The sequence below is a fragment of the Leptospira neocaledonica genome (genome assembly GCF_002812205.1).
GTDB classification, from domain to species: Bacteria; Spirochaetota; Leptospiria; order Leptospirales; family Leptospiraceae; genus Leptospira_B; species Leptospira_B neocaledonica.
This window is the reverse complement of the sequence record NZ_NPEA01000012.1, coordinates 48,172-61,186: the sequence shown is the minus strand read 5'-3', so window position 1 is coordinate 61,186 and position 13,015 is coordinate 48,172. Positions and strand designations below refer to the sequence as shown.

The following is a 13,015-nucleotide window of genomic DNA, read 5'->3' as shown; positions in this document are numbered from 1 at the left end:
AAAAGAGATGAGAAAAGTATTTTATATAATAAGATCCTTATTTACCTTATTCGCGTTTTGTATGCTCGCGATGGGTTGTGAAGAGAAACTGGACCATAGTCCGTATGGCCTCAGAGAAGAAGATGATAGTGACCTGATAGCCGGAGCGATCTTCTTTCAAAGTTTTACGAATAATGGAGATGGAACAACATCGGATAGTACAAGCGGTTTAATGTGGAAGACTTGTAGCCAAGGCCAAGTCTTCAATGGAGATGCAAGTAGCTATAATTGTAGAGGAGCAAATGGCACGTTAGGAAATCCGAGTTCCTTTGGAGCTACAGATTTGCAATATTGTAGTGTAGATCTGAATTCTTGTAATACGATAGGGCTTCCTCAGACCTTAACGACCGTATCTCCGATTGGTATTTCCGGGAGTTCAGAAGCGTATGATTCCTGTGCGAATGACAACACAGGAGGTCATTCAGATTGGAGAGTAGCTAACTTTTTGGAGTTAAAATATTTAAGCTCTAATAGTCGCAACTTCATGCTTTTGAAATTTCCCGATACCTTAGAGTCCTTCTACTGGAGTTCTACAGCTAATGAACAAGATATAGCTGGTAAAACGGCTAGAGCGGTATCTTTCTCTAAAGATAGATTTGGAGAAGACGATTCTTATAGCAAGACCAGCAGATATTTTGTTCGCTGCGTAAGATAATTAAAGAGGAGCTTGAAGATCCCCATGGACCAGATCATTGATCAGAATTGTATCATGTCTGGATGGGGATCTGTTTTCCGGATAATCCGTAGAATAGTGTAGTCCTCTACTCTCGTGTCTGGCAAGCGCAGAACGTATAATCAACTCGGCTACCAGAACCAAATTACGAAGTTCTAATAAAGGATTTGTGACTATTGTCCTGTTGTAATAGTCTCTGACTTCTGCATAGATCAAATCCATTCTTCTTTTTGCTCTTTCTAAACGTAGATTAGAGCGAACAATTCCCACATAGTTGGACATTGTGTTTTTGATCTCTGAAAGATCATGGGAAATCAATACCCATTCTTCCGTATTAACAAGACCCTCTTTGTCCCAAATAGGGATCTGTTCATGTTCCGGTAAGAAGTCGGGCGGATTTTTGCGGATCTCTTCTGCAATACGATTGGAGAATACGAGGCATTCTAATAAACTATTAGATGCCAGACGGTTTCCACCGTGAACTCCAGTGCAGGAAGCTTCTCCCGCTGCGAATAGATTTTCTATTCTAGTTTTTCCCCAAAGGTCAGTTGCTATCCCTCCGCACATGAAGTGGGCTGCTGGTACAACAGGTATTGGATCCGTAGTGATATCGATTCCTAACTCTAAACATTTTGCATAAATAGAAGGAAAAGATTCTTTGATCTCTGCTGCCGGTCTATGCGAGATATCCAACCAAACATGAGGATCTCCCGACTTCTTCATTTCTGCGTCTATGGCTCTTGCGACTATATCTCTTGTGGCAAGATCTGCCATAGGATGGTATTTTTTCATGAACGGTTCTCCGTCCATGCTTAGTAATACTGCACCTTTTCCTCGAACAGCCTCGGAGATCAGAAATGAATCTCCTTTTTCATGATAAAGAGAAGTAGGGTGGAACTGGTAAAATTCCATATTCCTGATCTCTGCTCCAGCTCGATAAGCGCAGGCAACTCCGTCACCCGTAGCAATTTTAGGATTTGTGGTATGAGAATATACCTGTCCGGATCCGCCGCTTGCTATGATGGTCTTTTTGGCTAGGATTGGGATTACTTCTCCCGTATGATTAGAAAGAACATATGCTCCGAAACAAATCAGACCTTTCTTTTTGAGGTGGTGGGGAGTGATCAGATCTACGACCGTATGGTATTCTAATATTCTAATATTCGGATTTTGTTTTACGATTTGTAAAAGTGTTTTTTCGATTTCATGACCGGTTCTGTCATGGGCGTGGACGATACGATTTGTTCCATGTCCGCCTTCTCTATGCAGATCGAATTCCCCATCCTTATTCAGGTTGAATGGAACCCCATATTCTAAAAGTTCTTTAACAAGAGGGGGACCTTCTTCTACCAAAACCCGGACTGCTTCCGGATCACAGAGTCCAGCTCCGGATTCCAAGGTATCATTTACATGGTCTTCGAATTTATCTCCCTGAGAGAAAACGGACGCGATCCCGCCTTGGGCGTAATTGGTGCTAGATTCGTAATCCGACTTCTTGGTCACGATCACGGTCTCACCTATATTAGAAAGTTTTAAAGCCTGGAAAAGACCGGTGATACCGCTCCCAATGACTAGAAAATCGGTTTTAATTCTTGGCATTTGTACAGATTCGGCGGCATAATACCGCCGAGATTTAGATTATTTACGTTTTGTGCCTGTGCTTAGGAGTGCTTCTACGTAATCTATGGAACGAATCAATTGGAAGTCGGGTTTGATCGGATCGTTCTTATGTTCATGGATGAACTTCTCCGCTTGCCCGTTCGTTTTTACCCAACCTTCCAGTTTTTTCACGTCGAAATGACTTTTTTCCTCAGCGGAAGAAGGTAACTCCGGAAGGTGATTCCACATATTCTCTTCACGATAATGAAATGGGAAACTGCCGTCTTCTTCGGAAGAAACTTCCACATCGGGTTTGACTCCAACTACTTGGATCGTATTTCCGGAAGGTGCGTAATATCTGGATTGAGTAAGTTTGATATAATAGGCACCGTTGCCTCTTAACTCTTGCAGTTTTTGAACGGTTGCTTTTCCGAAAGATCTTTCTCCCAGAATTAAACCACGGCCATGGTGTTTTAATGCAGAAGCCACAATCTCTGAAGCAGAAGCAGATTTTGCATTGATTAGAACTGCAACAGGTAGATCGGTCAGATCTTTTTTGCCCGCATTAGAATCTTCCGGACTTCTATTCGGACTTTTTACGGAAACAATGAGTCCGTTAGTCACAAACATATCTGCAAGATCGATTGCAAGATCCAAATAACCTCCAGGGTTATTTCTCAGATCCAAAACCAATGCCTTTAGTTTTGTTCCTTTCCCTGTGGATTGTTTTTCTAATTCTTTAAAATGTTGTACAAATTCTTTATCAACAGAAGGATCCGATTTTACGAAACCGGTCAGCTTGATGTATCCGATATAAGGATGATTGTCTATCAACTTGCTTGTGATATTTCGGATCTCGATCGTATCGCGAATTACTTCGATCGTTAGAGTTCCTGCCACTCCTTTTCTGCGGATGGTCAGAACCACTTTGGATCCTTTTTTTCCTTTGATCCTTTCTACTACTTTATCGAGTAACATTCCTTTGGTGGACTTACTATCGACTGCTAGGATCACATCACCGGCGCGAACTCCTGCGGTGACTGCAGGTCTTCCTTCTAAAGGATTTTCTACGATAACTTCTTTGTTACCGCCTCCACTTAAAATTGCACCAATTCCTTCGAAACTTCCGTCTTCGATCTTTGCCATGGATTCTTCCCAGGCAGCTTTTAAAAATACTTGGCTATGAGGATCTAAAGAAGAAAGATAACCGTTCGCTGCAGCTAGATATACATCCTTAATGCTAAACGGTTCTTTTTCTTTTGAATCTTCTTCTCCGAACGGATCTTTGAGCGGAGGAGTAGTGTAGTTTTGCAGATTTTTTTCGAGATATGCGAGTATTCGATCGAAGTCTTTTTTGGAGAAGTTGGTCTGCTCCCATTTAGCGGTGAGCACTTTTTTACGGACCTTCTCCCTTTCTACAAGTTTGAGGACCTCGTCATTAGAAAGTTTAGGTTTATTAGCCTCTTCTTTCAGTTTTTTATCCCGGATCTTCTCTACTTCTTTATAGTCCGGATCGAATAGAACGAATTTATCGTCCGGAGAAAGTTTAAAAGGTTTACCCGGGAAAATATCATCTGCTTCTTCATATTTTTCTCGGTCCGTAAAATAACTTTCCGGATACAGATAAAGACCATGAGGCAAAGATAGAAGTGCAAAAACCGCTGCGTCCTTATAGGCGCGGTTTTTATCTATATTTTTATCGATATAGTTTCCCTCAACGGTCTTGACTACGCTGTCAAAATCCTTGAGAGTGAAATCTGCCGTGGTCTTGGAATTTCCGGAAGAAGGTTGGCAGAAGAAGATGCTCGTACATAAGATAACGGAGAGAAAGGATAAAGATAAGGATCTCAAGCTTTTCAAATCGGGTCCTCTTTTTGCAAGGTTGATTTTCGATCATTTTCCACCTGGAACAGGCATTGTCAATCTATTCCCCCGAAAACTCTCATTCTATAAGACTTTGGAAAAGTTTTGTATCCTTAGTTTTTTCTCGTTTGTGGGAACTTTTTACTGCACTTCTGTTTCCGTCCCTGGAGGTGGAAGGTTCGGGTCGGAACTCATACAAGAACAGGCAATCCTAGATTTTTACGGAACGGAAGAAGAAAGAAAATCTTCTTTAGATTTATTAAAATCTTCCTGCAGATCCCTGAGAAAAGATAGGGGACTCGCTTGTTATAATTTGTCCATTTTGTATGATTCCCTCGGAGAAAATCAATCTGCTTTGGAATACGCAGTCCGAGCCAAAAACTCAGATCCGAGCGATCCACTCTACCAAGAGCTTGCATTCTCCTCTTCTTTAAAATGGGAATCCGAAAAATCCACACTTGCAGACCAGGAAGAAGTTTTGTATAAAACTGCAATCTCCGCATGCAAAAAAGGGAATATTGCAGAAGCTTCCGAATCCGTTTCTAAACTCATAGAAATTCATTCCGTTTCGAAAGAATCCTTAACCAAAGGTGTTTTTGCAGAATGTGGACTGGACAAGGAATTGATCGCAAAAGCAAAGCAGAACACTTTCAAACCTTCTTCCGAATATTATAAATTTCTGGAAAAGAACCATTCATACAGAAAAGTCTGGGACTTAAGTGGTGAATTCGGAAGGACTCCTAAAGATCTTGTTTCTGGGAACAAGGCCACCCAATCCTGGAAGGAACTTAAAAAAGCGGTTTCCATAAAAGACCAGATTTCTGCTAAAAAACATCTCTTAAGTTTTAAATCGAACCTGGAAGAATTGGCCAAAACAAATTCCGAGGCCTCTTTACTTTCCGCAAATTTAAAAAAAGCAGCCTTTTTATTACTCTCCGAAGACTCGAATTATTCTTCTTTCAAAGAACTCGCAAAAGAACTCTCTGATACTCCGACCCAGACGAAATAATCAACTAAGAGCTTTCAGATATTCTCTCACCGACTGAGCTAACCCGATTTCAAGTGCGTAGGACATGAGTCTGTGGCCGATGGATACTTCTTCCAAACCGGGGAGTTTAGAGAATAGAGGAAGATTAAAATGATCCAGGTCGTGGCCTGCGTTAATTCCTATTTTTTGGGTCTGCAGGAACTCCGCCGCTTTTTTGAAAGATTCGAAAGCAGATTTACCTTCTTCCTGAGACTGATCAAAGGCATGTGCATAAGGACCTGTGTAAAATTCTACGCGGTCTGCGCCGGTTTCTTTTACTAATTTAAGATTTTCTAAATCCGTTTCCATGAAGATAGAAACACGGATCCCCGCATTTTGGATCCTTTGGATATAAGTTTTTAGTTCAGAGGAGTCTTTGGTCAGATCGAAACCGTGATCTGAGGTGATCTCTCCGGGGGTGACTGGAACTAACGTAGCCTGGTCCGGTTTCGCTTCCAGAACAAGATCTAAAAACCGAGGAGAAGGTTCTCCTTCCATATTGTATTCTATCTTCTTTTTTTTATCCTGATTATAGAATGTAAGGAACTCCCGCAGATCGAATACATCCTTCTTCTTTATATGCCTTTCGTCTTCTCTAGGATGGACAGTAATCCCATGAGCTCCCGCTTCTAAGATTAGTTTAGATAAATAAATAAGGTCTGGGTGGTTTCCACCTCTGGAATTTCTCAAAGTGGCAATTTTATTTACATTTACGCTCAGATGGACCATAAACCCTCGTATTCGGAATCCAATTCTTAGAAAGTACAGGTTAGCGGAAACTAGATTTCTGAGTGCTTTTTCTGCTTGAATCGGAATAAGTGTCTTCCAGCATGGTCAATTCCGATGGCAACAGCTAAGAAAACGGCTAAGAAAAAAGCTGCACCGAAGTCCAAAACTCCGGTGAAAAAAAGCGCCCCTAAGAAAAAAACTCCTCCGGCGAAAAAGAAGGAAGCGCAAGCAGCAAGCAAACCTGCAGGGACTAAAAAGTCTTCTGCGTCCAAGTCTTCTTCTCTTAATCCTCTGGGCAAAAAGTTTACCTGTCATACTTGTGGAACCAAGTTCTACGATCTCAATAAAGAAGTAAAAATCTGCCCTAAATGCGGAGCGGATCAAAACAAACGTCCTCCTTCCAAATCCAGGGTCCGCCCTAGAGTGGAAGAAGAAGAGTTTCCAGAAGAAAACTTAGACTACGATGCCGAAGTAGGTTTCGAAGAAGAAGAAGGTATTGTGGAAGAACCTCTAGAAGAGGAAGAAGACGAGGAAGAGGAGGAGGAATAATTCCCCCTTTTCATCCCATTCTGATCCTCACTGCTCCCACTGGGGCCGGAAAAACGGCTCTGGTGAGAGAACTGGATCCTTCTCGTTTTGAAATTATCTCTTTTGATTCCAGACAGATCTATAAAGAGTTAAGTATAGGGACTGCAGCTCCTAGTCCCCAAGATTGCGAAAAAATCCCCCACCATCTGGTTTCCTTTCTTTCTCCTTCCGAATCCATAGACGCGGCAAAATTTGTAACTAAGGCAGAAGAAGCCCTGGATAATATATTCTCCAGAGGTAAAATCCCAGTTTTAACCGCGGGTACAGGGTTTTATCTGAATGCATTTTTATATGGAATGTTTCCCGTTCCGAAAATCACTGAAGAAGTAAAACTGAAAGTAGAATCCTTGAGTATGGAAGAGAGGATTAGGGAACTCCAAAAACTGGACCCAAAGGCTCTGCAAAAAATCTTTCCAAACGATAACTACAGATATGGAAGAGCCTTGGAAGTGAATTGGATGGGAACTCTTTGGTCGGAACTGAAAGTGGAGGAGGGGAAGGGCGCCCTAATTTCCAAAAATTTGAATATACTTGGGGCCTTCTTTTTGGATCTGGATCGAAAAGAATTGTACGAAAGGATCGATTCCAGGGCCAAAAAAATGATCGAATCCGGAATGGCAGAAGAAGCAAAAAGGGTCTCAGATAAGTACGGGGAAGATTGTCCCGGCCTTCAGTCCTTAGGTTATAATTTCGCGCTTGAAAATATTAAAGGAACGTCCAATCTTGAGACATTCTTTGGGAATTTAAGCCAGTCCCATAGGAACTACGCCAAACGTCAGATTACTTGGTTTCGAAAGCAAAAGATATTGGAACCGATTCATCCGAAAGAAGCGTACGAAAAGATAAAAAAAATATAAACGGATAAAAATCTATGTCTGCTAAAAATAATATACAGGACCAACTACTCAATACGGCTAGAAAAGAAAAACTGGAATTGACCATCTATCTTCTAAACGGAGTTCCTTTAAAAGGGAAAGTGGTAAGTTTCGATAATTTTACGATAGTCCTTGAGCAGGAAAATAAGCAGAGTTTGGTGTACAAACACGCGATCTCGACGATCATTCCTTCCAAAGTAATCAAACTTTATACAGAAGAAGCCGCTAAAGAAGCTCCTTCCGCCTAATGTTCCGAAAGATAGGCCGGGCACTTTTCATTCTATTTATAGTAGCGGGGATCCTACTGGTATCCTATCCGCTTTTTTTTATAAAGGAAGGAGAAGCCCTGCTTGTCTGGGAACAGGATTCCAAGTTAGTTTCCTTTGTTCGTGGCCCGGGCTTTGCCTATGAACCGGCAGTGATCCAGTTCTGGGATAAGTCCGTACGTAAAGAATCCTTAAACTCATTGGCTTTGGAGTTGGATATCCATCACGATCTTTCTTCCGGATTATTCTCCGAAAAGTCGGAAGAAGGTAAAATCAGAGCGAAACTTGATCTATCCTTTCATTTGGAAGAAGAAGGATCCAAAAAGTATTTTCTCTCCGGAGGAAAGACTGACCAAGGCAGAGCAAAATATCTCTCCAATATCTTCCAGTCCAAACTGAGAGCTGGGATAGAGGACGAGAAAAATATAAATTTAAACAAGGATTCTATCTCCGCTTTCCTAAGGAACGATATCGTTAGGATTCTCGCTAATGAAGTTTCCTGGCTTAAGATAGAATCAGTTCGCATTATCAGTCTGGATATTCCGGATCCGATACTCATTGCGAATATATTCCGTAATCCTAACTATATTTTGGCTAAAAAGTTAGAAAGAATAGAAGCCTTAAAAAAGGCGGAATCTTACTCTATACAAGAAGAAGCAAAACTTGCAGTTTCCAAAAAAAAATGGGAACAATATAAGGATTTTCTAAAGAAGAATCCGGATATGAAAGAGTTCCTGCTTTACGATAATATCGGAGAGAATGTGGATGTTCTACTTCTTCCTTCTGATACCGTTTTTGGAGATCCTAAATCTTTGAGTAAGAAAAAGTCCGCCCCCAAACCCAAAGAGGTGGAATAAATGACACAAGATAAACCCGTAGTACTCATAATGGCGGGAGGAAAAGGAGAAAGATTCTGGCCTAGATCCAGGGTTTCCACTCCTAAACAACTCCAGAAAGTATATTCTAAAAATACTCTCTTAAAAGAGACCTTAAATCGGGCCTATACGATTACAAGTCCGGATCGAGTATTTATTGGAACGAATGCCACTTTAAAAAAGGAAATTCTAGCCCAGGAAAGAAGTTTTCCTGAAAATAATTTTATCATAGAGCCGGAAGGAAAAAATACCGCACCTATCATAGCTCTCGCTTCTTTATACTTTAAGGAAAAGTTTGGAGATCCGATTCAGGTTGTACTTTCTGCGGATGCTTGGGTGAATTCCGAAAAAGAATTTGCTAAGAGTATCCAAAAGGCTTTGAAAGAAGCAGACGAACATCTTGTCCTACTCGGTATCAAGCCGAATCGTCCGGAAGTAGGTTACGGTTATATCTCCGCCGGAAAACCGACTAAACATGGCTTCGAAGTAAAATCATTCTTCGAAAAGCCTGATATAAAAACGGCGATCAAGTATATTAAAAAATCGAACTTCTATTGGAACCCGGGGATTTTTCTTTGGAAGACAAGTCTGATCTTGGAAGAGTTTGAAAACTATTCTCCTAAAATATTAAAACCTCTTAAGGATAGATTTCCATTCAAAAAAATGGGGGATTTGGGAGAAGCATTCAAACTTCTTCCCTCCGAACCTGTGGACATAGCCATCATGGAAAAGAGCGCTCGTATCAGAATGGTAGAAGCAAGTTTCTCTTGGGACGATGTTGGCTCTTGGCTTTCTTTGGAAAGAGTATTGCCTGGGGATAACCAAGGCAATCGGCATATCGGTAAGGAAATTCTATTTTATAAATCCGGAAACAACGTCACTCAGACTAGAAAAGAATTCACTGCATTACTCGGAGTTCAGGATATCGTAGTAGTAGAAGAGGAAGACGTTCTCTTTATCGCTTCTAAAGAAGGGATTGGTGATATCAAAAATATGGTCGCCGAGATCCGTAAAAATAAAGGTTTACAAAAGTACACCGAATAATTTCCTGGCAGGTTAGGAACCTAACAGGAGAACCGAATGCCTTCCGGTAAAAAAAGAAAGCGAAGAAAGATCGCGACTCATAAGAGGAAGAAAAAGAGAAGACAGAATCGTCATAAGAAGAAAGGCAAATAAGATATTCTTTTGATATCTAAAAGACCGGGAAATCGAATCGAAGACCCGGTCTTTTTCGCCTCCCTCCTCCATCGGGAGCTCTCCCGACTCGGAATTAGCAACTATCAAAGCCTAAAGCAAAATTAGAAAATGGCCGATCATGTTGCTGTATGGCCTCCTTTCAGGACTATTCTCTTTTAAGACGTTGGTGGAAACCTGAGTTTCCTCCAGCCAAAGGATATACAAAATCCTACCAAGCTAAAACTCCGGATGGAGATATTCTCCAAGCCGACTTTCATTTTCATGATCGTAAGATCAGACTCACTTTGGAAGTCGCCGGAGAGAATGGCCGTATTTATGTTTCCACTATCCGGGATGGATCCATTCTAAAAGAGACTGATCTTTCAACAGGTAGATCTTATCCTCTTTATTCCAGATTCGCACCTTTTAGAGACTTATTATCTTCTCTCCCTGACAAGGACGCTCTACAAATTATGGGCGGGGCATACGGAGTTTCTCCGGAACCATTGGGGGGACCTGAAAGAAGGACTCCTAAACCTTGGGAAATTTCTACCAAGTACGATCATATTTTCGGAATAGATCGAAATCCTAGATCCTGGAAAAGATTTTTCCAAAGAGAGAAAAAAGAGCCCTTATGGACCAGAATCAAGAGAAGGATCTGGGGAGATCTACAAGACTATTCCTTAGGTCTTGGAGCAGCACTCGGGATCTGGTATGCTTACATGGATTTTTATTTACTCGGATTTTCACTCGCCGTTTTCGGTTTGCTTTTTGGCGGATTGGACTGGATACTGAGGAAACGCGATCCGCTTTTCTCGAAAGTTGTAATCTTTCTAGGTTCCGGATCGTATTTTTATTACTACGGATTCACCCGTTTCTAAGGAGGGGGAATGTCCGCCGAAATCGAACACCAGTACATTCTATTTAGCTTGGGAGAGGAAGAATACGCTCTTCCAATCGTTCTTGTAGATGAGATTATCAAGATCCATAACCTGGTCAAGGTTCCGAGATCCAAAAACTATTTTGCAGGTATCATGGATATCCGAGGCAAGGTAGTGAAGATGGTGGATCTGGGTGTGAAACTTAATATTCCTCATTCTCATGAGCAAGGTTACGATCGTGCAATCGTAGTAAAGATAGGCGGAGAATCCGTCGGCATCATTGTAGACAAGGTAGCTAACGTAGCACTCTTTCCTCCGGAAACGATCAATCCTCCTCCACCTTCTATCAAAGGAATTTCCTCCCGTTATATCACGGGTGTCGGTAAAAAGGACGATAGGTTCATCATCCTGATCGATATCGAAAAAATCCTAGGATCAGAAGAATTAGCGGAGTTGGGTGCCGGGGCGAAATGAAACAAACCCGCCTGAAACTGGGCGCGATACTCCTCATTCTTTTTGGGTTGGGAGTAGGCGTCCGAACCGAGGCGGATGAGCAGGATCAAAGATTAGATCCTGCAGGTATCTATAAACTTCCTCATGAAGTAATTCCTCCAGCGAATCTTCGCACATTAAAAGAGAACTTACTTAATTCTTCCGAAACTGTTTCCGATCCGATCACATCTATCCGCCAAGTTTTAGATCCGTACTATGCTCAGTTCGTGGATCCAAAAAGAACGGAAGAAGAAAGAAGATTAGGTCGTATCTTCACGGAAAAAACGGATCGTAACACTCTACGTTTATTGATCTTAAAAATGATGAATAAGATCACGGGAGGGGAACAACTTCGTGATTCTCCCATCCTATTCGAATTACATTGGTTACTCAGCCAAGAATACTCCAAGAAAAAGCAGAACTTCAAGGCATTAGAAGAAGCCTTAGCGGCCCTCAGATATAGGGACTTTTCACATACGGAAGAAGCATTCTCCAAAGAAGAAAGACTGAGAGAATTATATGATACGAATGAAGTGGAAAGAGCTAAACAACATGCAAAGGTCAAGAAAGAATTAGAAAAAGCGAATGTAGATCTGGAAAAAGCAAAGGATAGAGTTCATCTTTTAGAAGCTTCTTCCGCAAGGGAGAAGGACCTGATCTTTGAATCTAATCCTCCTAACAATGCGCGCAAAGTAACCGCAAATGATATCTCTCTTGCAAAACAAGGCGTGAAGAATGCGGACGATTCCCTCAAGAGAGCAGCAAGCGCTTATAAAGATTCTTTCGAAAATAATTATTATCCATTTTTCAAAAGAAAGTCCAGAGAAGACGCCGATACGGTTTTTACCTTAGCGAAATTCATAAAAGAATCGGAGAATGAGAACAAGGAAAGACTGAAGGTGGTCAACAAAACCTCCGTGAGCGGGCAGGGGATTTTCGTTCTATTCGATTATAAAAGAAATACGGACTTTTTTGCGTATGCTGCGCTATTAGAGTTGGCGTTTCGTTTGGATCCGGAACATTCTCAAGTAGTTTTAGCATTGGCAGAAGAGCTAAAGGCCTCGGGTAAAAAAGCCAAATCTCTGGACTTCTTCTTAAAATTTCTGGCTCTTGCATTAAAAGAAAATAAAACTCCCGCGGAGATTGCTTACGTATATCGTGCGATCGCTTCTTTACATACGGAACTTAAACAATATGTTTTGGCCGCGGAATTTTATGAGAAATATTATCTATCGGAACCGGATCCCAAGAAAAAAGGGATCTATGCATTCGAGCTCGGGAATTTTTTCGAAGGCAAACTTGGCAATTTAGAGTCCGGAAAAAAATATTACGAAGATTGGTTGCAGATCAGAGAACAGGAAAAGGCAGCTGCCTCCGATCTATCTTTTCCCGAATCCCAGGAAAGAATACGGATGGAAGTTCTGGCTTATTTAGGGATCTCTAAACTATATAGGTATGAGAAAAAACCCCCTAAAGAAAAAGAAGAATTAGTTAAATCTATCCAAGCATATGATAGACTCCGGGAAAATTTAAGATTAGAAGAAGAGAAATATTCCCAAGGTAAAAAGGAATTACTCCAGATCAAAAAAGGCCTCTTGGAAAGAACGAACGACCAGGACATGGCCCAATACAGACTCAAAAGTTTGGAGATGGAAGAATCCAAAGAAAAAATGGATATTATCCGAACTAAGTTGGATGCTTCTCCAGGGCCCAGGGCAATGCAAAGATTATCCGTATTGTATGAGTTCGAAAAGAACTACGGAGAATCTAAAAGAATGAACGAAGAAATCCTGAAAGTAGGGAACCAAACTGAGATCAATCTGGCTTTGAAAAATATAGAACGAATCAATAAAATTTTAGAAGATGGAATGCAAAGAGATCCTTATCCAAGGGATCCTCTTTCTGGAGATACGTATTAGAAGCGGTTTGTAG

Annotated in this window: 13 protein-coding genes; 10 read left to right on the top strand and 3 right to left on the bottom strand. The window is 41.2% G+C overall.

Going from position 1 to position 13,015, the window contains the following annotated elements; genetic code table 11:
- Positions 1 to 7: 7 nt before the first annotated feature.
- Positions 8 to 694 carry a surface adhesin Lsa25 gene (gene lsa25, locus CH365_RS18510; protein ID WP_100770023.1) on the top strand — a complete coding sequence of 229 codons (687 nt, stop codon included), beginning with the start codon at positions 8 to 10 and terminating at the stop codon, positions 692 to 694.
- Here the strand turns inward: lsa25 and nadB are convergent, their stop codons facing one another.
- Both nadB and CH365_RS18500 read right to left on the bottom strand, forming a co-directional pair.
- Positions 695 to 2,311 (bottom strand): L-aspartate oxidase, encoded by a 1,617-nt coding sequence (nadB, locus tag CH365_RS18505; RefSeq protein WP_100770022.1) that lies wholly within the window; start codon positions 2,309 to 2,311, stop codon positions 695 to 697.
- Positions 2,312 to 2,350: 39 nt separating this feature from the next.
- On the bottom strand, positions 2,351 to 4,171 hold the full coding sequence (locus tag CH365_RS18500; protein WP_100770021.1) for a S41 family peptidase: 1,821 nt from the start codon (positions 4,169 to 4,171) through the stop codon (positions 2,351 to 2,353).
- Between the two features lie 133 nt (positions 4,172 to 4,304).
- Between CH365_RS18500 and CH365_RS18495 the strand changes: the two genes are divergently transcribed.
- A complete protein-coding gene (locus CH365_RS18495) occupies positions 4,305 to 5,183 on the top strand; it encodes a hypothetical protein (protein WP_100770020.1) in 879 nt (292 codons plus the stop codon).
- Here the strand turns inward: CH365_RS18495 and CH365_RS18490 are convergent, their stop codons facing one another.
- Positions 5,184 to 5,930 (bottom strand): pyridoxine 5'-phosphate synthase, encoded by a 747-nt coding sequence (locus tag CH365_RS18490; RefSeq protein ID WP_100770019.1) that lies wholly within the window; start codon positions 5,928 to 5,930, stop codon positions 5,184 to 5,186.
- Positions 5,931 to 6,044: 114 nt separating this feature from the next.
- Between CH365_RS18490 and CH365_RS18485 the strand changes: the two genes are divergently transcribed.
- The 8 genes from CH365_RS18485 (at position 6,045) to CH365_RS18450 (ending at position 13,002) form a co-directional block, all read left to right on the top strand.
- Positions 6,045 to 6,479 carry an FYDLN acid domain-containing protein gene (locus tag CH365_RS18485; protein ID WP_100770018.1) on the top strand — a complete coding sequence of 145 codons (435 nt, stop codon included), beginning with the start codon at positions 6,045 to 6,047 and terminating at the stop codon, positions 6,477 to 6,479.
- A gap of 20 nt (positions 6,480 to 6,499) precedes the next feature.
- Positions 6,500 to 7,375 carry a tRNA (adenosine(37)-N6)-dimethylallyltransferase MiaA gene (miaA, locus tag CH365_RS18480; protein WP_165782635.1) on the top strand — a complete coding sequence of 292 codons (876 nt, stop codon included), beginning with the start codon at positions 6,500 to 6,502 and terminating at the stop codon, positions 7,373 to 7,375.
- A gap of 14 nt (positions 7,376 to 7,389) precedes the next feature.
- Positions 7,390 to 7,641: an RNA chaperone Hfq gene (gene hfq, locus CH365_RS18475; RefSeq protein ID WP_008592014.1), complete on the top strand. Its 252-nt coding sequence runs from the start codon at positions 7,390 to 7,392 to the stop codon at positions 7,639 to 7,641.
- Positions 7,641 to 8,516 (top strand): hypothetical protein, encoded by an 876-nt coding sequence (locus tag CH365_RS18470; protein ID WP_100770016.1) that lies wholly within the window; start codon positions 7,641 to 7,643, stop codon positions 8,514 to 8,516. Before hfq ends, CH365_RS18470 begins: the two co-directional genes overlap by 1 nt.
- Positions 8,517 to 9,578: a mannose-1-phosphate guanylyltransferase gene (locus tag CH365_RS18465; RefSeq protein ID WP_100770015.1), complete on the top strand. Its 1,062-nt coding sequence runs from the start codon at positions 8,517 to 8,519 to the stop codon at positions 9,576 to 9,578.
- 281 nt (positions 9,579 to 9,859) lie between these two features.
- On the top strand, positions 9,860 to 10,591 hold the full coding sequence (locus tag CH365_RS18460; protein ID WP_100770014.1) for a hypothetical protein: 732 nt from the start codon (positions 9,860 to 9,862) through the stop codon (positions 10,589 to 10,591).
- Between the two features lie 9 nt (positions 10,592 to 10,600).
- Positions 10,601 to 11,065, top strand: a complete 465-nt coding sequence (locus CH365_RS18455) for a chemotaxis protein CheW (protein ID WP_008591961.1) — start codon at positions 10,601 to 10,603, stop codon at positions 11,063 to 11,065.
- Positions 11,062 to 13,002, top strand: coding sequence for a tetratricopeptide repeat protein (locus CH365_RS18450; protein WP_100770013.1), 1,941 nt, complete (start codon positions 11,062 to 11,064; stop codon positions 13,000 to 13,002). Before CH365_RS18455 ends, CH365_RS18450 begins: the two co-directional genes overlap by 4 nt.
- Positions 13,003 to 13,015: the final 13 nt, after the last annotated feature.